Source organism: Pleionea litopenaei (genome assembly GCF_031198435.1).
Taxonomy (GTDB): domain Bacteria; phylum Pseudomonadota; class Gammaproteobacteria; order Enterobacterales; family Kangiellaceae; genus Pleionea; species Pleionea litopenaei.
The window spans coordinates 3,021,497-3,047,778 of record NZ_CP133548.1; the positions used below are offsets into that span (position 1 = coordinate 3,021,497).

The window sequence follows — 26,282 nt, forward strand, 5'->3', positions numbered from 1 at the left end:
AGTTAACGTTTTACCTGAAAGTGTAAGTCGAAAAATTGTCGAATCATATTCAACCGATGCATTTCAGTTTTTTTCCCTCGAATGCTGTGTTTTTTACCCGGATAATCCATAACAAAGAACGGAATATTATTGTCTTGCAGTAGCTTGTAAAGTTTCGTACTGTTTTTAAACAATACATTGTCATCTGCCATACCATGGTAAATTAATAGTGGCTTCTTTAAGTTAACTGCGTAAGGGAAAACCGAAGATGCTTCATAAGCATCTGCGTCGGTCTCTGGATTTCCCATATAACGTTCTGTGTAATGGGTGTCGTACAAACGCCAGTCGGTGACGGGTGCTCCAGAAACACCCGCTGTGAAATAGTCGGGTGCTTTAAAAAGTGTCATTAATGTCATGTAGCCGCCATAGCTATGACCATGAACACCAATTCTCTTTTCATCGACCCATGGAAGTGTTCGTAGAAATTTAACGCCGGTGATCTGGTCTTCAACTTCGACACTGCCCATCGCTTTATAAATTGGATCTTCAAAAGCTTTACCGCGGTTGTACGAACCTCGGTTATCTAAAGTGAATACAGCGTAGCCTTGTTGCGCCAAATACTGAGAGACTAATCGCGTCCACCGATTAGTAACCATCTGCGCTCTGGGACCTCCGTATAAATAGACAATAACTGGATACTTCTTTTTAGGATTAAAGTTTGCAGGTTTGTATAATCGATAATAGAGTTTTTGACCATCGTTCGCTTTGATATTACCGAATTTTGGTTTAATCCAATCTTTCATATAGGGAAATAAAGGATGCTCTTTAGTAACTTTGTTTTCGGCTAACCATGCAACTCTTTGACCGTCGGCATCGTGTAATGACCACTGAGGCGGAGAGTTAATGGTTGAAAAGTTATCGATATAGGTTGTGCGGTTGGTTGCGAAGTCGATATCGTGATACCCACTTCGACGAGTGATTTTATCGATCGTTTCATCGGCTAGATTTAAACGGTATAAATGCTTTTCAACAGGAGTTGATTTACGACCTGTAAAGTATATGTGTTGTTTAGCTTCATCAATGTACTCGACTTCATCAATACTCCACTCACCCTTAGTCAATTGCTTAATTAGGTTTCCTTGATTTGAGTAAAGATAAAGGTGTTTGAACCCATCTCGTTCGGAGGCCCAAATAAACTCGGGCTTTTGTTTTAAGAAGAAAAGGTCTTCGTGTAAATTAATCCAAGTTTTGCTGGTTTCTTTTAATAATGCCTGAGTATCGAGTGTTGGCCAATCGACAGAAAAAAGCGTGAGCGTTTGTTGATCTCTTGATTGTATTTGGTAAGTCAACTTGTTGCTGTCTTGAGTCCACTGAACACGAGCGAGATAAATATCTTTATTTTCTCCCAAATTAACCCATTGAAACTTTCGGTTTTTGACTTCGATGATTCCGAGTTCCACTAAGACATTATTTTTGCCAGCAAAAGGGTATCGTTGCGTCACGGTTTTTATTTCATCGGCGTAAATTTCACTGCGAGTCACTTCCTCAACCGGTGATGTGTCTACTTTGGTAAAAGCAATTTTTGATTCATCCGGTGACCACCAGTAACCGGTCATTCTCTTCATTTCTTCTTGAGCAACAAATTCGGCCATACCAAACTTTACGTTTCCACCGCCAGCTTGAGTAATCGATAATTCTTTGCTCTCTGCGAGGTCAAACACATACAGATTCTGTTCTCGTATGTAGGATATGTAGTTACCTTGAGGAGAAAATTTTACGTCTGTTTCAAATGCAGGAGTATCGACAATTTTCGCTGCTTTTTTACTACCTAATTCCCAATAAAATATATCGCCACCGAGTGGGAATAAAATCGCTTTTCCATTGGGAGACCACTGATAGCTGACGATGCCACTACCCTTTAAACGCATTCTCTCGCGCCGTGCTTTCTCTTCGTCTGAAAGTGTCTCTTCGCCTTGGTGTAATTGAGTCGAGTCGAATAACAGCCGAGACTTTCCTGTACTAATATCGAAAGCCCACAAATCTAATTGTTCGTAGTCGTCTTGCTTACCTTTCAGAAAGGTAATCAGTGAGCCGTCTGGTGATATAGCTGGGCTTGCTAGCGTTTCACCGGCTAATGACGGTGATTGATAGATGCGTTCAGCGGTTAGCTGTTGACTTTGAACGACTCCCGAAACCAAAAAAGACATTAAGCAAAGAGTGACAAGTGATATAGGTTTCATGAAGCTCCCCGGATGATTTGATTAGGAAGAGTTTAAGAGGTTCGGTCGTCGACCTCAAGTCAACGACCCCAAATCAGTTCAAAATTGCCAACTCCATAGAATATTAAGCAGACTTAAACCATCGACTCCATGAGCGTGATGTATTTGCTTGTGATTCGGTAGGGTTGAAGTCATGTAGCGATAAATAAGATGGAGGATCGCGTCGCGGTTCGAATTCACCTGAGCAAGTTTTAAAACTGTACTGTTGTGACCACTCTTCGGCATTGGCAATCACTTGATTAATTGCGTGGACAACCTCTAACACATCGTCTTGGGTGGATGTTGGGTGAAACGATACTCGTACCCAGCCAGGTTTATCGGTGAGGTCACCAGAATCAATTTTGCTGGTGATGGCGGATGAGGTAATTTGATCAACATCGAGTAAGATGTGTCCGTAAGTTCCCGCGCAACTACAACCCCCTCGAGTCTGAACACCAAAACGATCGTTGAGCAAGCGTACAATCAAGTTGTGATGAATGCCGAGCACGTAGAAAGACACAATACATAATCGTTCAGTGACATTTTCTTCGAGCATTTTGATTTGAGGGTTTTTACGTAACTCTCCCATTAACAATTGGCAAAGATGATGTTCTTGCGCTGCAATATTTTCAACGCCCATAGCGTCTTTTACTTTGACCGCTAACGCAGCGCGAATTAATTGCAAAAAGCCGGGAGTCCCGCCATCTTCACGAATTTCGATGTCTTCGAAGAAGCATTGCTCACCCCATGGGTTGGTCCAAGAAACGGTTCCGCCACCCGGTTGGTCAGGAATTTTATTTTGGTACAGCTTTTTATCGAATATTAGAATACCACTACTGCCAGGGCCTCCGAGAAACTTATGCGGCGAAAAGTAGATCGCATCGAGTTTTTGCTTCGGATTTGCAGGATGCATATTGATGTCGACGTAGGGAGCACTCGCTGCAAAGTCGACAAAGCATAAGCCACCGTGGTTATGCATGATCTCAGCCATTTGGTGGTAAGGGGTTTGAATACCCGTAACATTACTGCAGGCGGTAAAGGCCCCTATTTTTAAGGGGCGGTCGGCGAATTTCTCAAGCAACTCGGACAAATGATTTAGATCTGGGAGGCCTTGATCGTTCGGTTTTATCATTTGAACCGTTACTTCACAGGTGTTCCATGTGGTTTGGTTTGAGTGATGTTCCATATGAGTGATGAACACCACCGGCTTCTCTTCTTCAGGAATCTGAATTCGCTCTTGCCATTTTTCTGGTATGCGCAGACCAAGAATGCGTTGAAACTTATTGATGACAACGGTCATCCCGCTACCGGCGGCAATTAAAACGTCGTTATCGTCAGCGTTTACGTGCTGCTTGATGACCTTTTGAGCCTCGTGATAAGCGTGTGTCATGGTGGTGCCGGTCAGTGTCGTTTCCGTATGCGTATTGGCAACATAAGGACCAATGACCTCACTCATGTAATGTTCGATCGGTTGGTATAGGCGACCGCTAGCGGTCCAGTCGGCATAGATAACGCGCTTCTTTTGGCCATCAATGTCAGTCGACAGTGATTGACCAACGATACCATTACGGAAAGGTTCGAAATGTTTTTCTAAGCTCATGTTGGTACTCTGGAACAATGGTTACGAGGGCTAATGCTTAAGTGTTTACCGTTGCTGGAGCGGTTGCATGCCCCACACAAACCCTAACTTATATTAGCTGGGAATAATATTATGCCAGAAAACTATTGGATTCCCTATGATCGAATGGTAGGGCCTGTTGTCGATAGGGCTATTTGAGATTACTCAACATTGCCTGCAAAATCGAGCTGACGCCAAGCTTCGTAAACAAATATCGCAACACTGTTTGAAAGGTTGAGGGATCGGCTATCGGCTGTCATTGGTAGTCGCAACACATGCCCAGGCTGAAGTGATTCTCGAATATCGACTGGCAAGCCGCGGGTTTCTGGGCCAAACATCAAGTAGTCTCCGGCTTTAAAGGGCGCTTGATCATAACGTTGCGTACCCTTTGTCGAAGCACCATAGAGAGTGGTTGGGCGCTCAGTCGTTAAGAAATCTTCATAGCTTTCATGAATTTTTACATTCGCCCACTCGTGATAATCCAGACCAGCCCTTCGCATGCGTTTGTCGTCCAGATCAAAACCCAGAGGCTTAATCAGGTGAAGCTGAAACCCCGTGTTGGCACAGAGACGAATAATATTGCCCGTATTGGGTGGTATTTCAGGTTGGTATAAGACAATGTTTAACATGACAATCTACAGTCGGCGAAAAGTCGCTATTGTATGTCAGTTAGTTTATGAAGAAAAACAGCGAAGGCAAATACTTTGCAAAAAGCCTGGCCGACGCGATACATGCATCATCGTGGTACACACACTTAGGTTGCGGTTAATGACTCTTCCAAGGCATGGTTCAACGTTAGCTGGCGATCATTATTTTTAATGCAACATAAGGAACCGCAAAAAACACCAAAGTAAACAGTTTGTAATTCGCTAAGTAGCGAAAATAGGCCACCCGAACATCTTGTTCCGCCAATTTAAACAGCTTTTGATGCAGTGGCAGCATCCAGCCTTGTAGAGCTAGCAGTATCAGAGTTACTAAGGTCAGTAGCCCAAAGTTGAGTAGGGTTGCCCAGCCAAAAAATTCAGCCCATTGATCGAGGGTTTGCATAGATACGCTCCTAGGTTGAGTATGTGAGTCAATTGGAGACGGTTCAACGGCTATGATAGCGAACGTTGAGCAGTGTTACCTTGACTGTGATCAAGTGCAGCGTATTTATACAGCCTCTTATACGGCTAAGTGTTATTTCAATGACTGAGGTTTTTCTTGGTACTTCTTTTGTTTGCGGGTAATCGTATTGCGTCCCCAACCAAGCAATTTTGCCGCATCTTGCTTGTGACCATCGGTTATTGATAACGCTAAATCGATAAGTATTTGCTCGAGTTCTTCTTGCACCGATTCCAAGGCATGATGATCACCTTGTTCAACTTTTGCCATGAGCGTTTGTTTGAGTGCTGACTGCCAGTGCTGAAACAGCTTGGTGTCGGCTTCATTAGAAGTTTGGCTTGCCTGTCGAATTTCACTGGGTAAGTCCGAGACCAAAATTTCTCGGCCTGACGACATCACCATTAACCAACGACAGACATTTTCCAGCTCTCGAACATTGCCGGGCCAATGATAAGACATGAGTTGAATCTGCGCTTCTCGACTGAGCTGTTTTGGTTCGGTTTCTAGTTCGTTGGCGGCATTCGCTAAGAATTGCTCGGCCAGCAGTGGTAGGTCTGAAATACGGTCTTTCAGCTCTGGCAACTGTATACGAATAACGTTAATACGATGGAATAGATCTTCTCGAAAAACGCCTTTAGCAACCAGTTTCGCTAGATCTTGGTGAGTGGCTGCAACGACCCGAACGTTTGCCCGTACTGGCTGAGTGCCACCGACGCGATAAAAAGAGCCTTCACTAAGCACTCGAAGCAAGCGTGTTTGCGTCTCCAACGGCATATCGCCAATTTCATCAAGAAAAAGCGTTCCTTGGTCGGCCTGTTCAAATCGGCCGAGGTAGCGTTGACTTGCCCCGGTAAATGCACCTTTCTCGTGCCCAAACAACTCTGACTCGATTAAGTCTTTGGGAATGGCGGCCATATTTAATGCGATGAAAGGGCCGTCTGCCCGTCGCGAATGTTGATGCAATGCTTTGGCGACTAATTCTTTCCCGGTCCCTGAGGCGCCATTGATAAGTACGGATATGTTGGACCGTGATAGACGGCCAATGGCTCTAAACACCTCTTGCATGGCCGGTGCTTCACCAATGATCGTCGGCACTTCTCGAGAATCATCACTGTTGTGCTCGGCTTTCGATTCAGTCACTTGAGCGGCTCGATTAACCAATTCGATGGCCTGGTCAACATCGAAAGGTTTGGGTAGATAATCAAAAGCCCCAAACTCGTAGGCATTAACCGCGCTTTCAAGATCACTGTGAGCGGTCATAATGATCACTGGAAGATCAGGAATTTGTTGTTTCAACTCTTGCAGTAGCACAAACCCGTCTTCACCGGGCATCCTTATGTCGCTGAGGATGACGGTGAAAGAATGCAGTTGAATTAACTGTCTGGCTTCAGCAACGCTGGCCGCCGTGGTGACCACAAAGCCTTCATCTTCGAGCGCTTCAGTGAGTACCCAGCGAATGGAGTTATCGTCATCGATAACCAGTACTTGAGTTTGCTCAGTCATGTTGGGCGTCTTCATGGGTTGTTTCAATCGGTAAGAAGATTGAGAAACATGTTTTTCCGGGAGCTGATTCAAATTCAATTATTCCATCGTTTTGTCTTACGAGGGATTGTGCAATTCCTAGGCCAAGTCCACTGCTTTGCTTGCCGCTGATGGTCGGAAAAAATATCACGTCTTTGAGCTCGTCAGCGATGCCAGGCCCATTGTCTTCAATGTCAATTCGGGCCATTAATCGGTATTGTTTCGGACCAATCGAATGCTGATGCACCGCTCTGGTGCGTAAGCGGATTTCTCCGCTTTGTTGCAAGGCTTCACGAGCATTATTGATTAGATTCAGAAGAGATTGATAGACCTGTTCTTTCGCGATATTGAGCTCGGGTAAACTGGGGTCATAGTCGCGCACGATGGCGACCTGATGATTGGGTTGCAGATCAATGAACTCAATGGCCCTTTCGGTTAACTCGTGAATATTGGTAATGGCTCTAGGTTCAACTTTTGCTGGCGTCAGCATGCGATCGACTAATTTCTGTAGCCGATCGGCTTCCGCAACGATAACGTCGGTAAAACGAGTCAATTGATTGGGTACTTTGCGAGAAAGTAATTGGGCAGCACCACGCAGCCCACTTAATGGGTTTTTGATCTCATGGGCGAGGTTACGCACCATGGATAAACTGACCTTATTTTGATCGAGCAGTTGATACTCTTTTTTGATGCCCAGTTGGTCGCGTGCGCACATGATTTCTAGCAAGACAACGGGGGTTTGTTCAAGGTGCTGGTAATTTAATGAAACGTGACAACCTTGCCACTCGTCATGAATGGTCACGAGTGTTGCATCGTCTAGCTGCCACTGTCCTTTTTGTTCAAAGCATTGCAGTAGAAGTTGCTCGGTAATATCGCCTGCGATCAACACCGAGCCAATATTGAGGTGGTGTAATCTTCTTAAACTTTGCCCTAGCAAAGCTTCCGCGGCGTCGTTCATCCAGCTAATACGAAATTGTTGATCCACCAAAATAATGGCGGTTTGCATTAGCTGATGTACTTGTTGTGGAGAGAAATCCTTCATAGCACCATTATAAACTCTCTGAACCGTCATTGCACCAATATGGTGCTTCGACCAGATATTTCGCAACCTATGGAGTCGCAAAAAAGTATCATCGCAAAAAAAAGCCCGGAGCATGCCGGGCTTTTCTTTAAGCTTTGACCTGAGCGTCAATTACACGCTGTAGTACATGTCGAATTCGACAGGGTGTGTGGTCATTTGCAATTTTTGTACTTCTTCACGTTTCAAAGCAATGTAAGAATCGATGAAGTCATCGCTGAACACGCCACCTTCTGTTAAGAAAGCTCGATCTTGATCAAGGCAATCAAGCGCTTGTTCAAGCGACGATGCAACGGTTGGGATCTCAGCAGCTTCTTCTGCTGGAAGATCGTACAAATCTTTATCCATCGCGTCGCCAGGGTGGATTTTATTTTTAATGCCGTCGAGGCCTGCCATCAACATGGCTGCAAAGCATAAGTATGGGTTAGCCGTTGGGTCACCAAAACGCACTTCGATACGACGCGCTTTAGCTGACGTTACGTGTGGAATTCGAATCGATGCTGAACGGTTACGAGCAGAGTATGCGAGCATTACCGGCGCTTCGAATCCAGGAACTAATCGTTTGTAGCTGTTGGTTGAGGCGTTAGAAATCGCGTTTAACGCACGAGCGTGTTTAATAATACCGCCGATGTAGAACAACGCTTCTTCTGACAAGCCGCCATATTTATTGCCGCTAAAAATGTTTTCGCCATTTTTGCTGAACGATTGATGCACGTGCATACCTGAACCATTGTCACCAACCAGCGGTTTTGGCATGAAAGTCGCTGTTTTTCCATACGCATGCGCAACGTTGTGCACGACGTATTTGTATTTTTGAATCTCATCAGCCTTTTTAACTAAGGTGTTGAATTGCGTTGCAATTTCGTTTTGGCCAGCCGTTGCAACTTCATGGTGATGCGCTTCAATAACTAAGCCCATTTCTTCCATGATGTTACACATTTGACTGCGAATGTCTTGTGAAGAATCCACTGGAGGAACAGGGAAGTAACCACCTTTAACGCGAGGACGGTGAGCTGTGTTACCGTCTTCATACGATTTACCAGAGTTCCATGCCGCTTCTTCACAGTCAATCTTGAAGAAAGAACCACTCATATCGGTGTGGAAACGAACGTCTTCGAATAAGAAGAATTCTGGCTCTGGCCCAAAGTAGGCTTCGTCACCAAGACCCGTTGATTTCAAATACTCTTCAGCACGTCGCGCAATCGAGCGAGGGTCACGGTCGTAACCTTGCATGGTAGAAGGCTCTAAAATATCACAAGTGATGTTTAGGGTAGGGTCTTCGCAGAAAGGATCCATGGTTGCCGTCGTGGTGTCTGGCATAAGTACCATGTCAGATTCGTTAATGCCTTTCCAGCCAGCAATTGAAGAGCCATCGAACATTTTTCCTTCGTTTAGAAAGTCAGCGTCGACGCAACTAGCCGGAATAGTCACATGTTGCTCTTTTCCTTTAGTATCGGTGAAACGTAAATCAACGTAACGAACGTCATTGTCTTTCATGAGAGTTAAAACATTATCGACAGACATTGGGGTCTCCGGTTATATAAGTGAATAGTTTAAGTTCAAAGTGGCCTAGGCTTAAGCAATCTATATGCCAATCACCATTTTGGGGCTTGGTTGGCCTCGGATCGCGGCTGTAAGAGTTAATAGTACACCCTTTGTACAAAATATCGTTAAAATATTGCACCAAAATGATGAAGAGAAAATAAGATGCATTAAAATGGTGCATTATGCTCGTGTCATCGGTGCAAAGGACCTTGACGATTAAAAAGCACATGTTGATTTTAAAAGTGCTAGGATTAAGAGAGTCGCACGTCGAATAGTCATTGGCTTTAAAGCCCGATGCAAGTGGTCAATTATTTCTGCCAAAGGGAGGGCAAAGTTGCGATTTCGTTATCTCGTCATCAGTTTAATCGTTTGCGTTAGTTGTCTTGCTCAAAGCGCTTCGTTGTGTGTTGATCATTATCCTCCACACCAGGTGGTTTTGGGTGAGAACCAAGCTGAGGGTTACGCGATTGAATTTGCGAAAGAGGTCGTTGATGCCTTGAACGATTCACTGCAAATAGTGACCGAGTCCAATCTGGAGGAATGCCTAAAATTAGCTCATAGCGGAAAAGTTGATTTGATTATGGGGCTATACAAGACACCAGAGCGGTCGCGCTTCCTTGATTTTTACAAGTTCAGCGATGGTTATTCTAGTACCCTGTTTATCACCTTCTACGATCATTTGAACATCTCGAGCTTCCAAGATCTCGCGAACAAGCGAATTGGCGTGGTGCGTCAACACCACTATTTTGATGAGTTTGACCAGTCAACGTCAATTACCAAGATAGCTTCCGATCATCTTGGGCAAGCCATTTTTCGACTTAAACGACGAGAGGTGGATTTTGTGGCCGTATCGCGCTATCAGTGGGAAGAAGTGAAAGATATCCTGCGCAGCTACGTGAGCCAAGTCTATGTGGCAGACTTTCAATATAAAAACGATGCTCCCGTCTTTCTTGCTGCCAGTAAAACAGCAACGCTGCCATTTGATCGACAACAACTTGCCGCGGTAGTCGAGCGGCTATATCGCCAAAAGCGCTATGGTTTACAAGAGTAAACCTCTGCAAGGAGGTTTGCTTAGGTATTGATATTTAAGAGCTGTGGTTTACAAGAGCGAAGACCTAGCTAACGTCGATGATGCTCAGAATCATCTTAGTGTTTAAGTAAATTTTCCCACAGGTTACAAATTCTTTTGACCATCGATGTCCCTTGGTTACAATAGGTCACTGAATTAATTGATTAAAAGTGATGGTTAAAAATTATGCCCTTGATTAAGTACGTGGATCATTCCGGTAATGAGTTCGAAGCAGACGTTGATGTTGGTAAAACGGTTATGGAAGGCGCCATGGACAACATGATTGATGGCATATTGGCCGAGTGTGGCGGATGCTGCTCGTGCGCGACTTGCCATGTTTATGTCGATGAAGCTTTTTTGCCCATTACTGGTACTGCTGAAGGAATGGAAAAAGAAATGCTCAGCGCTGTGAATGATCCCAAGCCGAATAGCCGCCTAAGTTGTCAAATTGTTGTTAATGACGAGATGGATGGCTTACGGGTAGAAATGCCAGAGTCGCAATACTAATTCAATCGTCAATGCAGTTTGGAAAATTCCATGTCGAGTAAAGGATGTCTCATCGTCGGAGGCAGTCATGCCGCCGCGCAATTGGTGGCAAGTTTACGTCAAGAAGGGTGGCAAGAATCGATTACCGTGATTAGCGATTCTCCTCTGCTGCCTTATCAGCGACCTCCTTTGTCCAAAGGATTTCTCGCGCAGAAAGTGACCCAACAACAATTGCTAATTCGACCGGAGAGCGCTTATCAAAAACACGATATTCAGTTTCGACTGAATAGCAAAGTCGCGGCCATCGATCGCCATGCCCACCGCGTTACTTTGGCGACGGGTGAGCAACTTGAATACGCCAAATTGGCCCTGTGTACTGGCGCTCGAGCGCGACACTTAGAAATTTGTGGTGCCGATTTGCAGGGTGTTCACTATCTCCGTGATTTAACCGATGTAGAGACCATTCAACACGACTTATCAGAACTCGCTGGCCCGCCAGAAAAGATTAACGTTGTTTTAGTTGGCGGTGGCTATATTGGCTTAGAAACCGCTGCATCACTCCGTTCTTTGGGTTATCAGGTCACGGTTATTGAAGCGGCACCGAGAATTCTTCAACGGGTGACTGCTGCTCCCGTCGCTGAATTTTTTGCTGAGTTACACCAAGCGCATGGAGTAAAGCTAGTCACCCAAAAGCAGGTTGCTGAATTAATGAGTCGCGATGGCCAACGAGTCGATCAAGTTGTCTGCACCGATGGCAGTCATTATTCAGCCGATTGTGTCATTGTCGGTATTGGTGTTCGGCCGAACATAGAGTTAGCTGAGCAAGCAGGCATTGACGTTAGCAATGGGATCTTAGTGAATGAGTATGCTCAAACCAACGATCCTGACATAGTTGCTGCCGGAGATTGTACGTTTCATCGAATTGAACACTACGACTTATCGGTGCGATTAGAGTCGGTTCCTAATGCAATGGAACAGGCGAAAAGTGCCGCAGCCAGCATCTGTGGGAAAACAAAAAGCATACACGGCGTTGCCATGGTTTTGGTCGGATCAATATGATATAAAATTGCAGATTGCAGGTTTGAATCATGGTTATGAACAAACCGTCGTACGGCAAAACCAATCGGCTAAGAAGGCTTTGGTTGTTTGGTACTTTAAGCAAGAGCATTTGATTGCCGCCGATTGTATCAATAGCCCAAAAGAGTTTATGCTGGCAAAACAATTGATTGCTCGAAACATTGCGGTGACACCAGAGCAGCTAATCGATCCCGAAATCGATTTAGCTGAGTTATTAAACGTTTAATGGTTAAAAACTTAACTTATTTAGCGGGAGAGAAATATGGAATACATTGTTTTTGCAATCCCATTTTTCTTTTTGCTGATAGTCATAGAGTGGCTCGTTGATTGGCGTCGCGGAACTCAGTTTTGCCAAATTGGCGATGCGATTACCAGCTTAAACGCTGGCGTTATTAGTCGAATTAATCAAGTCTTTCGCGCGTTCATTCCTTTTACGGTTTATTTTCTGATCGTTGATTCAGTGGCCATCGTCGAATGGCCCAATCATTGGATAACCTGGGTGGTCGCCTTTGTTGTATACGATTTTTGTTATTACTGGCACCATCGAATGGGTCATGAGATAAACCTATTGTGGGCTGCGCATGTGGTCCATCATTCCAGTGAAGAATACAATCTCACCACTGCTCTTAGACAAACCAGTGGTTCGTTTATCGGATTCATCTTCTACCTTCCATTGGCAATTCTAGGAATCCCTGGTGATATTTTAATTGCAGTAGCGAGCCTTAATCTTTTATATCAATTTTGGGTGCACACCCGTCATATTCCAAAACTTGGTTGGTACGAATGGGTATTTGTAACTCCGTCTAATCATCGAGTGCATCATGCCATTAATCAAGTCTACATCGATAAAAATTACGGTGGTGTTTTTATTCTTTGGGATAGACTCTTCGGTACTTTTCAAGAAGAGCTGAAGGAGGAGCCATGCTTATATGGTGTGCGGAAGCCGTTGCATAGTTGGAATCCGATCTGGGCCAATTTACAAGTCTACTGGCAACTAATTAAAGACGCTTGGCATACCCAGTCTTACAAAGATAAACTTCTCATATGGTTTAAACCAACAGGGTGGCGACCAAAAGATGTTGAGCAGAGCATGCCGCTTGCTAAGTTCAATCCAGACACCTTTAAAAAATTTAAAAACGAATTGTCGCTGGCTGTTTCCGTTTATTTATTGGTACAGCAGCTCGGGTTGTTAACCTTAACGTTTTTGTATCTACAACAAATAACTCATTTTTCTACTCTGCAAATTTTACTTTGGGGCTCAGGCATTGTCTTCTCGACGTGGATGTTGAGTTTGATTATTCGAGAGCAGCAAAGTGTTGTGGTTAATGAAATATTGCGACTGGGTCTTATTAATCTTTTGCTTTGGACATTGTCTGATTCAATGTTACTGAATGCAGTCGCGAGCATCTGGTCAATCATTTCAGTACTAATGACTTTGGTTGTTCAACCTAAACCGCAACTCAAGGTTGTTGAATAATTGACATAGCAGTTAGAGAGTGATGTTAATTCGCTACTCTGGGAATTCTGCGAGTAGTCTTTTGGTTGCTTCAGTAATCATTTGTTCGGTATTACTGTCGGGATAAATTCTTCGGTAGCTGTCATCGATGATTAGCATCGATGCTCCATGTACGAGAGTCCATAGCGGAAAAGCCACACTCATTAAGCTTCCGATGTCTTGCAGTTTGGTACGCGCGATGACTTGATCCAGTAGTATTTTAAACGTTGGCTTTCCTTCCAGATCGGTTAAGTCGTTCTCAGGTAGTGAGCGACTGTTGCCAAACATTAATTTAAATAGCGCCGGCTCACTGACTGCGAATTGGATATAGGCCATTCCTATTGCGGTAATGCATTGGTTACTGCCTGTTACCAGATCCTCTGCCGCAGCTATCATGCCCTGACGCATTTTCTTAAAGCCTTTATCGCGCACTGATTGCAGGAGATCGTCTTTGTTGCCAAAGTGACGATAAGGGGCTGACTTGCTTACACCCGCGAGACGACATGCATCGGTCAGCGAAAAGTGATCGGGTCCCTTTTGGCTAACTAATTCATGAGCGGCATTGATCAAAGCCTCTTTTAAGTCTCCATGATGATAACGAGTCTTAGCTTTGGCAGCTTGTTTAGTCTTTGATGAGTTCAATTAAAAATCTCCTAAGTCAATGAAAGAATACTAGTTTTTAGTCATTTAAACAACTTATGTTAACGGTGTTTACATTTAATGTGTACGCTGTTAACATAAGTCCTTCACTTTGGACCATGAGGTCCCTCTCTAAGGAGCTACCTATGACTCTTCGGCCGAACGTTATTTTGTTCCTATCTGTTGTTACCCTAATTTTGACCGGATGCTCCTCAGCCACTGAAGGTGATGAAAGCGAACAACAAAACCCTATGCCAGTAACGGGTGTGCCAGTTCAATGGAAAACTCAAGTAGAAGTGACTCAGTTTTTTCCGGCACGAATGGAAGCGGCAAAGACGACCGCAATGGCGAGTGAACTTGCCGGGCGATTAATGAAAGTGGAGGTCGAGGAAGGAGACTTGGTCAACGAAGGAGACTTACTTTTTTCGGTTGATACTCAATTGCTAGAACAACAACAGCTTGCCAGTGAAGCTCGACTAGCGTCGTTAAACGCAGATTTAGAATTGACCGAGAAACGATTGCAGCGTCAACGAAATCTAAAGCGATCAGACTTTAGCTCTAATGACGAACTCGACGCACTCGAAGCGCAATTAAAAAAATTCAAGCACAACAGAATTTAACGCGTGCCGAACTGAAAAGCTTGAATATTCAAATCGAAAAATCGAACGTAGTCGCCCCTTTTAGTGGAGCCGTGAGTCAAAGGCTGTTAGACGAAGGCGCTTATTTGGCACCGGGCTCTCATGTGCTAACGCTAACCAGTGCTCGAGTGAACGAACTAGTGGTTGCCTTGCCAGCGACTATTGCGCGGCAATTAACTCATCAAAAGGATTATCAGTTCACCTTTTCTAAAAAGCCTATCACCGCACGCTGGCATTCAACTTATCCTGCGGTTGATTCTCTCACGCAAACGCGAAAGGTTAAGTTTGTTATTGATGGTAATGAAACGATAGTGGCGGGTGAATACTTAGAGTTGCAATGGCCGTTGACCATTGAGAAAGAAGGTTTTTGGTTACCAAACAGCGCTTTGATCAAAGGGCGTAAAGGTTTATGGGAGGTCTTTATTGTCGACTCTCAGAAGCGTGCTGTTAAACATAATGTTGATGTTTTGTATACCGAGCGGGACCGAAGTTATGTCTCTGCTAACTTTAGTGAAGATGCGTTAGTCGTTGACTCCGGAACCCACCGACTGACTAATCATACTCCCGTAGTCTTTCAAAATTCGGAAACAATCTCTTCAACGACAAACTCTTCAACGACAGACTCTTCAACGACAAACTCTTCAACGGCAAACTCTTCGACGAGAATAACTCAACATTTGCCAATCGGGGTCACAGACAATGACGCCTAATTTTAAAACACTACTCTACCGAGAGCCTCGGCTATTTGTTCTCCTCATTGCAATGGTTGTCGTTCTTGGTGTGTCATCTTTCTTTACTATCGGTAAACAAGAAGACCCGACCATTACCAATTTATTTGCGACAATAGTAACCCCTTTTCCTGGAGCGGATGCTTCTAGAGTTGAATCACAAGTCAGTAAAAAAATTGAAGATGAATTGGCCGAAATTGCGGACATTAATAAGGTAACGTCAAACTCGCGAGCAGGTATTTCAGTTGTTCGAGTGGAGTTGTCGAAATTTATAAATGACCAAGAAATAGAACAAACTTGGTCAGAGATTAGAGACAGTTTAGAAGATGCTCGACTAAATATGCCCAATGGCGTAGGAGCAAGTCAGTTTGATAATGATCGGACAGGAGCATTTACGTCTATCAGTGTGATTCAATCAACCTCAGATGATGAAAATGTTGCCCAACTCATTCGTCAGGCAAAGTACTTACAAGATCAATTGCGCCAAGTGAGTGGAACGGAAATTGTCGAGCGTTTTGGTGATCCCAAAGAAGTGGTTTACGTTAAGGCTGATCCGATCAAATTGGCCGCACTGCAATTATCCATTTCCGATCTTGCGATGGCGGTTTCTCGCGCCGATGTAAAGAATTCTGCTGGAAGAGCAGAAACATCCCGTGGTTCATTATTAATAGAAGTTGCTGGCGCTACCGATTCTCTACAGCGCCTGATGTCAATTCCGGTGGTTAACCATCGGGGTTCGCAGGTTCTACTAGGTGATATTGCAGAACTAGAAAAAACCGTTGAAGAACCTTTATCAGCAATTGCCTATTCATCTAATCGCTTATCGATTATTGTTGCAGCGCGTATGAAACCCGATTTACGAGTAGACGACTGGACACGTCGTGTAGAAAAAGTATTAAGTGACTATGAACAGGCGCTACCAAAAAATATTGAACATAAGCAAATATTCTCGCAAAGTGAATACACATCAAAGCGACTCAACGAGGTATTTGGTAATTTATTTTTAGGAGTATTTCTGGTCGTTCTTGTTTTACTTATTTCTATGGGCTGGCGCGCTGCATTAGTGGTTGCCATTGTATTGCCGTTAACCAGTTTATTGTCATTAACGATTTTGCAATATGTTGGTATTCCGATTCATCAGATGTCCGTGACGGGCTTAATCGTCGCACTTGGTTTACTCGTTGACGCGGCGATAGTGATGACCGATGGAATTGCTCATGGAATTAAACAGAAAAAAGATCCTGCAGAAGTTATTATTGATTCAATAAATCGATTATCGGTACCGCTGCTTGCGTCGACCGTTACGACCGCGCTCGCGTTTATGCCGATGGCAATATTACCCGGACCTGCTGGTGACTTTGTCGGCTCAATTGCGATTGCCGTGATCGTGATGCTTTTTAGTAGTTTATTTTTAGCATTGACGGTTACTCCAAGTCTTTCTGGCTGGTTATTAAAAGAGGATGCAAAGCCGCTGGTAGAACTTGAAAAAGTTAAGCGATGGTTTAAGTCGTCTTTAGACTGGACTGTCGTTTATCCGAAAAGCGCTATGAGTATCGCATTGATCTTGCCTTTGACGGGTTTTTTACTTTTTCCGACATTAACTGCGCAGTTTTTTCCTGGCGTTGATAGAGACCAGTTCTACATTCAAGTTGACAGTGGAAGTGGTAGTTCGATTGGTCATACTCAACACATCGTAAAAAAAGTTTATGCCTATCTTGAACAAGATCAAGATATCGAGCAACAACACTGGGTGATAGGAGAGAGTGCTCCGGCTTTCTATTACAATATGATTCGAGACAAAGACGGAGATCCTTCATCTGCCGAAGGGTTGATTACAACAAAAAGCGAAGAAGCGACCGGTCGATTACTTCACCATTTACAGGCTGAATTAAACCAATTGGTTCCAGATGCGCAAATTATCGTTCGTGGTCTGGTGCAGGGACCTCCAGTTAATGCTCCTGTTGAAATCAAAGTATTTGGACAAGATTTAGAACAACTCGCACTGATTGGCGATCAAATTCGGGAGCGAATGGCTCGAGTGTCTGACATAACGCATACCCGTCATACTTTGGCCAATGGCGCTCCTAAGCTGATGTTTCAAGCCGATGAAAACAAAGCACAACTGCTCGGTTTTCGATTAACTCAAATAGCAGATTATTTAGCCAATGGCTTAGTGGGCATACCTTCGGGTAGTGTGATAGAACAGACAGAAGAAATTCCCATTTGGATTCGTTTTGAAGATGAATTTCGTAAAGACATTCAGCGTTTTCGACATTTAAACTTGCCTTCAAACACGTCGAGTAGTTCAGACATGGGCGTGCCTCTATCTGCACTAGGAGAGTTTGAATTAACCAGTTCACAAAGTGTTATCGCTCGTGAAAACGGCGAACGAGTCAATTTGGTTCAGGGATTTATAAAGCATCAAGTCTTGCCAGAAGAAGTCTTAAAGAAAGTTCAGCAACAATTAACCGACGATCCCATTCGTTTGCCGCCAGGATATCATTTGTCGATTGGCGGCGATGCAGACGCGAGAAGTGAAACCATTGCAAATTTAGTTTCTTCCGTTGGGTTGATCATTACTTTAAGCATAGCAACGATTATTGTTACTTTTCGATCGTACCGACTAAGTTTAATTACCTTTATCGTATGTGGACTCGCAGCAGGACTTAGCTTACTTTCATTGGCAATTATGCGTTATCCATTTGGAATTCAAGCGCTTATCGGGGTGATTGGCTCGATCGGTGTGTCAATCAATGCTGCGATTATTATATTAAGCGCACTGAAAGAAGACTCTCTAGCAATGCAAGGCGACCGAGATCGAGTGGCGGCTATATTATTTCGTTCATCTCGCCATATCGTATCGACCACCATTACGACCTTCTTTGGGTTTCTTCCTTTGATACTAGAGGGCGGAGGATTTTGGCCGCCATTCGCGATGGCGATTGCAGGCGGTGTATTGCTTTCAACCATTATTTCATTCTATTTTACTCCAAGCCTATTTTTACTTTGGTTTAGTCGAACTCACCCGAAGCCATTTCGATCGTTAAGACGAGAGCAAAAATTGAGTGTATCCTAGTGGCGAAAACTTTGTGAACCTGTGGTTAGACACCGCAAACAATAACTGGCAAGATGATTGACGTTATTCAATTATAAGGCGATTTTTTATGAGTTATCGAGTGATCAATATCCTTGTGTCGGTGGCACTTGCATTAACTGCAACTCAGGCGTTCGCGAAAAAGGACAAAGAGAAAGATAAATCGTTACCACCCGGCTTGCAAAAGAAATTAGACCGAGGTGAAAAGCTTCCTCCAGGCTGGGAAAAAAAACTAAAGAAGGGTGATGTCTTAGATAAAGAGGTTTATTCCCATGCTCGTGTCGTGGTGCCACTAGGCAAAGATGGCGCTATTACGGTGAATATTGATGGGCGTCTTTTAAAACTAAAAGAAAAAACTCGAGAGATTATTGATATTTTAAACTAAGACCAATCATTTAAACTTAGACCAATAGTTTAAACTGAACGTGTTGATCATAAAGATTAGCGGATCGGATTATGACCCGCTAATCTTTATAATTGAGAACTATTCTGCAAGCATAAGTAATTGGTAAGCTTGGTAACCACTGAACAATCCGATCAAAATGAAAATGACGCCGCTGGCTTGATGCAGGCGCGTCACTGAAAATTTCTTGACTAAACGATGACCAACCCATACACCTAATCCTGATGTGGTAATAAGCGCGAGCGTTGCGCCTAAGTACACCGCGATCGGATCAAAGGTCGATGCTAATGCCACGACCGCCAATTGTGTTTTGTCACCAAATTCAGCAATAGTGATCAGCAATAATGCGGTCATAATAATCGAGCGAGAAGATTTGATCTCTACCTCTTCGTCAGCGTCTTCATCTTTGTTCAGTAACGCTTGAATCCCAAAGACTAAAAATAACACTGTCACCACTAAGGCAATGTAACTTTCGGGTATCCAATGAGCAATCGCCGCACCAAACAAAATGGCCAGTGTATTTAAAATAAGAAAAGCACAGGCCGCTCCTATAAACACCGGCCAAGGCCTAAAGCGAGCCGTTAGCGTCATACAAACTAATTGGCTTTTATCAGCGAATTCAGCGGCGAAAATCAATCCAAAGGTAGCGATCAGCGTAATCAGTGGTTGTTCGTTCAAGGCTATGGTTTTCCAGTTAATAAATGAGTGTCTATCATGATTCCCTCATTCGAGATTGTCGAAGCCAAGATTGGTTAAAGCTAATTTTGGTCAAAGCCAAGATTGGTCGAAGCTAAGTTTGATAGTTGAATAGCTTCGTTCGTCAACTTTTCGAATGAGTTGCTTTATAACGTTAAGCGTACCTAAATGCCAAATCGATTTTTCGAAATCGAAGCATTTTATCAATGAATGTAGAAAGGGAGTTTAACACGCTTCATCCGTTGAGAGCGTCATGATTTTTTATTGATGCATTTAAGAGAATGAACCCTGACCATCCGGTATGGTTAGTCAGAGTCATTTTATACGGCTCTATAAAATTTAGATTATTGATCGATATCGCCGAAACAAGCGTATTTAATTTCAAGATATTCATCAATGCCATAGTGTGAACCTTCTCGCCCAATGCCGGATTCTTTCACGCCGCCAAAAGGTGCAAGAGGGTTTGAGATCACACCTGCATTAATCCCCACCATGCCATACTCGAGGGCTTCCATGACGCGATAACATCGTCCGATGTCTCTGGAATAAAAATAAGCAGCTAAGCCATAACGAGTATTGTTTGCAATATCAATGGCTTCTTGCTCAGTTTCAAAACGAATAACCGGCGCAACAGGGCCAAAGATTTCTGTTTGAGCGAGCGCCATATCGCTACTAACGTTAGAAACTAAAGTAGGCGGATAAAAATTACTCTGGCCTTCAGGTAGCTTTCCGCCAGCCACTAATGTCGCGCCTTGTTGTTGCGCCTGTTCAACAAGGGAATGAACATCCATCACCGCTTGGCGATTGATCATAGGTCCGATATCGACATTTGGTTGAGTGCCTTCTCCGCTTTTTAACGTCGCAACTCTTTCAGCTAGCCGTTCGACAAAGGTGTCATAAAGATTAGCCTGCACCAATAGCCGATTGGCACAGACACAAGTTTGACCGGTATTGCGATATTTCGATGCGAGCGCACCTGTAATTGCCGCATCGATGTCGGCATCATCAAACACAATAAAAGGCGCATTGCCACCGAGTTCCATAGACACTTTCTTAACCGTGCTGGCACACTGCTCTAACAGCTTCTTTCCTACTTCGGTGGAGCCGGTAAATGAAAACTTAGCAATGTCAGGATGTGTGGTAAGGACTTTTCCCATTCCTCGAGAGTCGGTGCCGACAACAATATTTAGAACACCTTTTGGAATGCCTGCTCTTTCTGCAAGTTCAGCTAAAACCAATGCCGATAAGGGGGTTTCGCTAGCAGGGCGAGCGATCATGGTGCATCCCGCGGCTAATGCAGGGGCGGCCTTTCGAGTAATCATTGAACTGGGAAAGTTCCACGGGGTTATGGTGCTTACGACACCGATGGGTTGTTTAATGACACTGATACGGCGATCGGGAGAGGGGCTTGGTAAGGTTTCTCCGTTGACCCGTTTCGCTTCTTCTGCAAACCACTGAACAAAGGTGGCACCGTAAGCAATTTCTGCTTTTGCTTCAGCCAAAGGCTTACCTTGTTCTCGCGTCATGATCATCGCCAGATCATCTTGGTTATTCATAATCTCTTGATGCCATCGCATCAAGACCTGTGATCGCTCATTCGCAGTTTTTGAAGCCCATTGTTGCTGAGCGGTCTTAGCTGCAGCAACGGCCAGTTCAACCTGCTCAACTCCATCGTCGCTGACTTCAGCGATAACGCTATTCTCTGCAGGGTTGTACACCGAAAAAGTTTTCGCAGCCGGTAACCATTGACCGTTGATGTAAGACTGAGTTTTTAATAGAGAGGGGTCATTCAATGATATTGTCATAGCCATTCCAGTGGGTTATTGCGTCGTCTTGACCTTTGCATACGTAGTCATTGATGCGAAGCAGGTAAATATCTTGAGATTTCTATCTTACCATGTCAACTTTATACATCTAGTTTCAGACGCTGCCGATTCGATAGGAAAGTTAAAATAATGAAACAAGTCTCATTCGTTCATCAAGGTGTAAAAAGCACTCAAAGAATACTGACGTATCTAACCGTTTCTACTGCAGTTAAACGGGTAGGGTTTGGTTTACTGTTGACGTTGTTGTCCGGCTGTCAAGAGCCAGAAAAGACGCAATCTACAGAATCATTAAAGCCGTCACTGAAACATTACTCCGAAAGAGACATTCGAGATGAAGTATTTTACTTTGTATTGCCGGATCGTTTTAGCAATGGTGATCCTAGCAATGATCAGGGTGATCCAGAACAGCCGGAATCTTACGGAGGGTACGATCCGACTAGTCCAGGACATTATCATGGGGGCGATCTACTCGGATTAACACAGCGTCTAGATTACTTAAAAGAAATGGGCGTAACCGCAATTTGGCTAACCCCTGTATTGCGAAATTTAGCCGTGCAAGGCGACTCTTCCGGTTACCATGGATATTGGCCGATTGACTTCACATCGATTGATCCTCATCTAGGTTCAAATGAGGCTTTGAAAACGCTGATCGACGAAGCTCATCAACGTAATATGAAAGTGTTTTTTGACATCATTACCAACCACACGGCTGATGTCATTAAATATCGCGAATGTCATTTACCTGATGCTCCAAAGTTCAGCACCGATATGCAATTATGTGAATATCGAGATCGAGCCATGACCAAGGCAGGGCAAGGTTATACACCCTATCTCATCGAAGGGACGGAAACCTTGAAACATCCCTCGTGGCTGAATGATCCTCGCTATTATCATAATCAAGGCGACTCCACTTGGACCGGTGAAAATTCTGTTTATGGCGACTTTATGGGGTTGGATGATATTGATACTGATAATCCTGAAGTTGTTAAAGGAATGATCCAAATCTTTAACAACATTATTAAAGAGTTTAAACCCGATGGATTTCGTGTCGATACCGTAAAGCACGTTAATATTGAATTTTGGCAGCAATTTACGCCAGCGATTATGGCGTTTGCTCAACAGCAAGGCATTACGAATTTTTTTGTTTTTGGTGAGGTTTACTCAGGTGATCCAAAAGAACTGAGTTATTACACCACCACGGGTAAAATGCCATCAGTGCTCGATTTTGCCTTTCAATACAAAGTTAAAGACGCATTAATTTATGGCAAAGGGACTGATCAATTAAGTGAGCTCTTTGCGCAAGATAAGTTGTATCTCGACGAAGACAGTCATGCTGGGTTATTGATGAACTTTATCAGTAACCATGATGTAGGACGCTTTGCTTTTACTCTGAAACAACAACTGCCCCAAGCGAGTGAAGCCAATTTATTGCGACGTGTGCAACTCGCTAATGCAATGATGTTTTTATTGCGAGGTGTTCCGGTTATTTACTATGGCGATGAACAAGGATTTACCGGGGATGGTGGTGATCGCGGAGCTCGAGAAGATATGATGATGTCGAAGACACCACAATATAACGATAATGACTTGTTAGGAACCGATGCCACGACCGCTGACAACAATTTTGACGAGCAACATCCGTTGTATCAAAGCTTTAAGTATTACGCACAAATTTATCGTCAATTTAAAGCACTTCGACTGGGTGACCAAGAAGTTATTATAGACAGTTCTACGCCGGGTATATTTTTAGTGAAGCGAAGTTATGATGGTCAATCACTGTGGGTAGCTATCAATACGGCGGAATCCTCTCAGAGTCTATCCCTTGATTCCGTCAGTCAATCGCTCGCGCCGATTGTGAATAACAGTCGATTACAGCGACAATCAGAAAAAACATGGATATTAGAACCATTAAGCTTTGCTATTTTTCAATAGAATTGAAGAAACGTCGCTAGTTGCGACGTTTTTTATTTCTCTCTTACTGTAAATTTTATTTTTTCCTTGCGATAACGCATTCGATATTTATTTTCTAGAAAAACTGAAACTTCCCACAAGCTTTCTCTAAATATTTTAATTTGAAATATATTTTACTGCTGTTTTGCGATATCGAAAATTGAGAAACGTCGATCGCTTACAAATACTGCAGTCATTAGTTCCTATTGTTGAGTCGAATAGCTTGTCATGATCGTCGCCGCTGAAAAAACAAGCCATTATTTGCCGTTTCAGTACACATCCATATTTCCCAAAACAGGAGTTGCAACTTGGGCAATAGGCTATATCAATTTATAGGAGCTATATCATGAATAACGTTTTCAGGATGACAACGATTACAGCATGTGTTTTATCATCAATGGCGATGACCGCCGCAAAGAACGAAACCACTACAAAAATGGTTGGTGAGAAAGGGGAAGATGGCATTTATTACCCTTCGGAGCAACAGGACGTTGCAAAAGTAGCGAACAAAATCGACAAAAAACTTCAAGCCGTGGTGAACAAAGCGGGTAACGATGAGTTAGTTAATGTGATCGTTTTTGTGCAAGGTGAGAACATTGAAAAGCAATTAAATAAAATCGACCAAACCTATAAAAGTGAATTGGATAACTTGTCAATGCAATTAAAAGCATTAGATGCCAAGTATCGTCCCGCTCAATCATTGTCAGAAAAAGAAGAACGTGAGTTTATGAAATCTAAAGCGGCAAGTATGACCGCGCAAGATAAACAGTCGGCACGTGTGGTAAAGAAGCAACTTGATGAAATGCGTGATAAGGCTAGAAAAGCTAAGGCTCAAGTGATCGAGCAAGCGGGCAAAGCGAAGTTGAATGATGTCGCCGATGTCGTTAAATCGTTAGGTGGTGAAGTTAAAAATAAAACGGCTTTAAATCAAGTCATTGGTGCGCAAGTTCCAGCCCAACTCTTAGCTCAACTGGCAGACTACTCAGAAGTGCGTTATATCATGCTGGATGCTGAGCCTGATTATGAAACCAATGTGAGCGTGCCGTCAGCACAATACAATACATGGCACTCTAATAATTTTGATGGTTACCCCTATGACTTTGGGGTGGTTGACACTGGCGTTCGAGAAAATCACCCTGCGTTTACGGGCAATGTATTTTGTAGCAAACCAGGTTCGTCGATTACTGGTGATCATGGAACCCATGTTGCGGGTATCGTGATCAGTGACAATGCTACTTACAAAGGAACAGCGCCAGGTACTGACTCAGTTATTTGGGCCAACTCCGGAAATCAATCGACGACGATGACCAATATGCAGTGGATGTTATCGGGTGCCTGTCAGGGCCCAGAAGTCGTTAATCATTCACTTGGCTATGGCGTTGCGGATGATACCGATTACTCTGCCACCGATGCCTTCTATGATGCGTTTGTACAAAACTATAATGTGATGGTTACAAAGTCTACTGGTAATTCTGGTTGGAGTGACACAGCTCCGCGTATTACTCATCCTGCGCCAGCATTCAACTTGATGGCTGTAGCAAACATGAACGACCGTAATACGACAACACGCAGTGATGATGTTCGTAGTGGCTCATCGAGTGTTGGACCAACGCTGAATGGTCGTCGTAAGCCTGACATCGCTGCACCGGGTTCGTCTATTATGTCGACAAACAGTGACTGGGCGACGGAAGCCGATTTTATTAATAAATCAGGCACCAGTATGGCCGCACCTCACGTTGCTGGCGCAATCATTTTGATGGAAGACGGTGGCAATCATACCGCGATGGCTCAAAAAGCTGTCTTGATCAACACCGCTGATGCTTGGGATTCAAACAATACCAGCAGTACGGCAGACGATGGTCAAGTTGCGGGATCGCATTGGGATAAAAGCTATGGTTGGGGTTACATCGATATGTGGGAGTCGCATTTTAACCGTGCTGATTATTTTGTAAGTTCCGTCGTTCCTCGTAACAACAACAACATTGCAAACGACTACAAACTATTCAAAGGAAAAATGTACACCAACGAAAAAGCCACGTTAGTTTGGCAGCGTCGCGCAAACTTTGCTTCTGGACCTACAGGCAGTGCGTACAACTTGAGTGACTTAAATCTTCGACTTTATGAAGAAGGTAACAATTCTCTTAAAGACTCAGATTTTGATGGTGATGATAATGTGCATCAAGTGGCTGCGCCAAGTACCATCGATGCTGTGATTAAAGTGTATGCATGGAGCAGTAGTTTTGCCGGAGCAAGCAGTGAATCATTTGCTTTAGCGACCGAAGAAAACTTCAGTCAAGTGTCTCCTCCTTCATTGCAGATACCAAGCCAATCATTCCGTGGAACTCCATTTGGCTCGATTTCAGTGCCATTAAAAGTTCGTAACAACGGCGGTGTTGATACCTGCAGTGTTTCGGTCACCCGTGGTAATGTTGCCGGCGTTAGTGGAACCACCAGTGTTAGCTTGAGTAACATTGCTGATGGTGGTGAAGCAACGGCAAACTTTAGCTTGAGTGCATCGAATGGCACCTACAGCATTCCATTCACTGCAACGACCACTTGCTATAATGAAACGTTCACTACAACGGGTTACATTACCCTACGATCAGAGATAATTATTTTACCTCCACCGTCACTGTAACTACGTTCTCGATACAAAAAAGCCCAGCTAAATACTGGGCTTTTTTTATTGTTCAAATTCATATCGACGCAAAACTTCAACTACTTCAACTTGATAACTCGAATACCAGTTTTTCTTACCGATAACCTGTGCGGCTAAATGCTCTGCATTCGATTTCCATCGCTGTATATCTTCTAGTGAATGCCAATACGACAGCGCAATTTCGAAACCATCTTGTTCGGCAGACGTAAATTCAATACATTGATATTTATCAAGCGCTAACTGGCGCATACGAGCAGCCGTTGAAAAGTAGTCTTGATCGAGAGATTTAGTTTTGGCTTTAAAAATTACAACGTACATGCGCGACCTCGAATGATTCTACGAAACCGCATTGTAAAGTAAAGTGTTCGATGCGAGAACATCGAACACTTAACCCTTTTAAAAAGAGTTTACTTTAACAA

General features: G+C 43.7%; 23 protein-coding genes. 12 read left to right on the forward strand and 11 right to left on the reverse strand.

Annotation, left to right across the window (positions count from 1 at the left end; translation table 11 throughout):
* Nucleotides 1–2: 2 nt before the first annotated feature.
* From Q9312_RS13575 to glnA, 7 genes are all read right to left on the reverse strand, one after another.
* Nucleotides 3–2,219 carry a S9 family peptidase gene (locus Q9312_RS13575; RefSeq protein ID WP_309201401.1) on the reverse strand — a complete coding sequence of 739 codons (2,217 nt, stop codon included), beginning with the start codon at nt 2,217–2,219 and terminating at the stop codon, nt 3–5.
* 103 nt (nt 2,220–2,322) lie between these two features.
* Nucleotides 2,323–3,837: an aminotransferase class V-fold PLP-dependent enzyme gene (locus Q9312_RS13580; protein WP_309201402.1), complete on the reverse strand. Its 1,515-nt coding sequence runs from the start codon at nt 3,835–3,837 to the stop codon at nt 2,323–2,325.
* A 179-nt stretch (nt 3,838–4,016) separates the two neighbouring features.
* On the reverse strand, nt 4,017–4,484 hold the full coding sequence (gene trmL, locus Q9312_RS13585; protein ID WP_309201403.1) for a tRNA (uridine(34)/cytosine(34)/5-carboxymethylaminomethyluridine(34)-2'-O)-methyltransferase TrmL: 468 nt from the start codon (nt 4,482–4,484) through the stop codon (nt 4,017–4,019).
* A 166-nt stretch (nt 4,485–4,650) separates the two neighbouring features.
* Entirely contained in the window at nt 4,651–4,902 is a 252-nt protein-coding gene (locus Q9312_RS13590; protein ID WP_309201404.1) for a DUF6868 family protein, read from the reverse strand.
* Between the two features lie 132 nt (nt 4,903–5,034).
* A complete protein-coding gene (gene ntrC, locus Q9312_RS13595) occupies nt 5,035–6,462 on the reverse strand; it encodes a nitrogen regulation protein NR(I) (RefSeq protein WP_309201405.1) in 1,428 nt (475 codons plus the stop codon).
* On the reverse strand, nt 6,455–7,603 hold the full coding sequence (gene glnL / locus Q9312_RS13600; protein WP_309201406.1) for a nitrogen regulation protein NR(II): 1,149 nt from the start codon (nt 7,601–7,603) through the stop codon (nt 6,455–6,457). The genes ntrC and glnL overlap by 8 nt, the downstream gene beginning before the upstream one ends.
* A gap of 69 nt (nt 7,604–7,672) precedes the next feature.
* Nucleotides 7,673–9,082: a glutamate--ammonia ligase gene (gene glnA / locus Q9312_RS13605; protein WP_309201407.1), complete on the reverse strand. Its 1,410-nt coding sequence runs from the start codon at nt 9,080–9,082 to the stop codon at nt 7,673–7,675.
* Nucleotides 9,083–9,146: 64 nt separating this feature from the next.
* Between glnA and Q9312_RS13610 the strand changes: the two genes are divergently transcribed.
* From Q9312_RS13610 to Q9312_RS13635, 6 genes are all read left to right on the forward strand, one after another.
* Nucleotides 9,147–9,323, forward strand: a complete 177-nt coding sequence (locus Q9312_RS13610; RefSeq protein ID WP_309201408.1) for a hypothetical protein — start codon at nt 9,147–9,149, stop codon at nt 9,321–9,323.
* Between the two features lie 114 nt (nt 9,324–9,437).
* Nucleotides 9,438–10,154, forward strand: coding sequence for a substrate-binding periplasmic protein (locus Q9312_RS13615; protein ID WP_309201409.1), 717 nt, complete (start codon nt 9,438–9,440; stop codon nt 10,152–10,154).
* A 204-nt stretch (nt 10,155–10,358) separates the two neighbouring features.
* Nucleotides 10,359–10,679, forward strand: coding sequence for a 2Fe-2S iron-sulfur cluster-binding protein (locus Q9312_RS13620; RefSeq protein WP_309201410.1), 321 nt, complete (start codon nt 10,359–10,361; stop codon nt 10,677–10,679).
* Between the two features lie 30 nt (nt 10,680–10,709).
* Nucleotides 10,710–11,717 carry an NAD(P)/FAD-dependent oxidoreductase gene (locus Q9312_RS13625; RefSeq protein ID WP_309201411.1) on the forward strand — a complete coding sequence of 336 codons (1,008 nt, stop codon included), beginning with the start codon at nt 10,710–10,712 and terminating at the stop codon, nt 11,715–11,717.
* 7 nt (nt 11,718–11,724) lie between these two features.
* Nucleotides 11,725–11,961 (forward strand): oxidoreductase C-terminal domain-containing protein, encoded by a 237-nt coding sequence (locus Q9312_RS13630; RefSeq protein WP_309201412.1) that lies wholly within the window; start codon nt 11,725–11,727, stop codon nt 11,959–11,961.
* Between the two features lie 36 nt (nt 11,962–11,997).
* Nucleotides 11,998–13,212: a sterol desaturase family protein gene (locus Q9312_RS13635; protein ID WP_309201413.1), complete on the forward strand. Its 1,215-nt coding sequence runs from the start codon at nt 11,998–12,000 to the stop codon at nt 13,210–13,212.
* A 33-nt stretch (nt 13,213–13,245) separates the two neighbouring features.
* Here Q9312_RS13635 and Q9312_RS13640 read toward each other — a convergent pair whose 3' ends face one another.
* Entirely contained in the window at nt 13,246–13,872 is a 627-nt protein-coding gene (locus Q9312_RS13640) for a TetR/AcrR family transcriptional regulator (protein ID WP_309201414.1), read from the reverse strand.
* A gap of 143 nt (nt 13,873–14,015) precedes the next feature.
* Between Q9312_RS13640 and Q9312_RS13645 the strand changes: the two genes are divergently transcribed.
* The 4 genes from Q9312_RS13645 (at nt 14,016) to Q9312_RS13660 (ending at nt 18,714) form a co-directional block, all read left to right on the forward strand.
* Nucleotides 14,016–14,489: an efflux RND transporter periplasmic adaptor subunit gene (locus tag Q9312_RS13645; RefSeq protein WP_309201415.1), complete on the forward strand. Its 474-nt coding sequence runs from the start codon at nt 14,016–14,018 to the stop codon at nt 14,487–14,489.
* Nucleotides 14,490–14,509: 20 nt separating this feature from the next.
* On the forward strand, nt 14,510–15,217 hold the full coding sequence (locus Q9312_RS13650; RefSeq protein WP_309201416.1) for an efflux RND transporter periplasmic adaptor subunit: 708 nt from the start codon (nt 14,510–14,512) through the stop codon (nt 15,215–15,217).
* Nucleotides 15,207–18,311: an efflux RND transporter permease subunit gene (locus Q9312_RS13655; RefSeq protein ID WP_309201417.1), complete on the forward strand. Its 3,105-nt coding sequence runs from the start codon at nt 15,207–15,209 to the stop codon at nt 18,309–18,311. The genes Q9312_RS13650 and Q9312_RS13655 overlap by 11 nt, the downstream gene beginning before the upstream one ends.
* Before the next feature lie 88 nt (nt 18,312–18,399).
* A complete protein-coding gene (locus Q9312_RS13660) occupies nt 18,400–18,714 on the forward strand; it encodes a hypothetical protein (RefSeq protein WP_309201418.1) in 315 nt (104 codons plus the stop codon).
* A gap of 99 nt (nt 18,715–18,813) precedes the next feature.
* Here Q9312_RS13660 and Q9312_RS13665 read toward each other — a convergent pair whose 3' ends face one another.
* Both Q9312_RS13665 and Q9312_RS13670 read right to left on the reverse strand, forming a co-directional pair.
* On the reverse strand, nt 18,814–19,410 hold the full coding sequence (locus Q9312_RS13665; RefSeq protein ID WP_309201419.1) for a TMEM165/GDT1 family protein: 597 nt from the start codon (nt 19,408–19,410) through the stop codon (nt 18,814–18,816).
* Nucleotides 19,411–19,772: 362 nt separating this feature from the next.
* A complete protein-coding gene (locus tag Q9312_RS13670) occupies nt 19,773–21,233 on the reverse strand; it encodes an NAD-dependent succinate-semialdehyde dehydrogenase (RefSeq protein ID WP_309201420.1) in 1,461 nt (486 codons plus the stop codon).
* Between the two features lie 150 nt (nt 21,234–21,383).
* Here Q9312_RS13670 and Q9312_RS13675 point away from each other — a divergent pair, with 150 nt between their 5' ends.
* Together Q9312_RS13675 and Q9312_RS13680 are read left to right on the forward strand one after the other, a co-directional pair.
* Nucleotides 21,384–23,186, forward strand: coding sequence for an alpha-amylase family glycosyl hydrolase (locus Q9312_RS13675; protein ID WP_309201421.1), 1,803 nt, complete (start codon nt 21,384–21,386; stop codon nt 23,184–23,186).
* Nucleotides 23,187–23,550: 364 nt separating this feature from the next.
* Nucleotides 23,551–25,842 (forward strand): S8 family serine peptidase, encoded by a 2,292-nt coding sequence (locus tag Q9312_RS13680; protein ID WP_309201422.1) that lies wholly within the window; start codon nt 23,551–23,553, stop codon nt 25,840–25,842.
* Nucleotides 25,843–25,887: 45 nt separating this feature from the next.
* Here Q9312_RS13680 and Q9312_RS13685 read toward each other — a convergent pair whose 3' ends face one another.
* The gene (locus tag Q9312_RS13685; RefSeq protein WP_309201423.1) at nt 25,888–26,181 is read right to left on the reverse strand and encodes an antibiotic biosynthesis monooxygenase family protein; all 294 of its coding nucleotides are present in this window, start codon (nt 26,179–26,181) and stop codon (nt 25,888–25,890) included.
* Nucleotides 26,182–26,282: the final 101 nt, after the last annotated feature.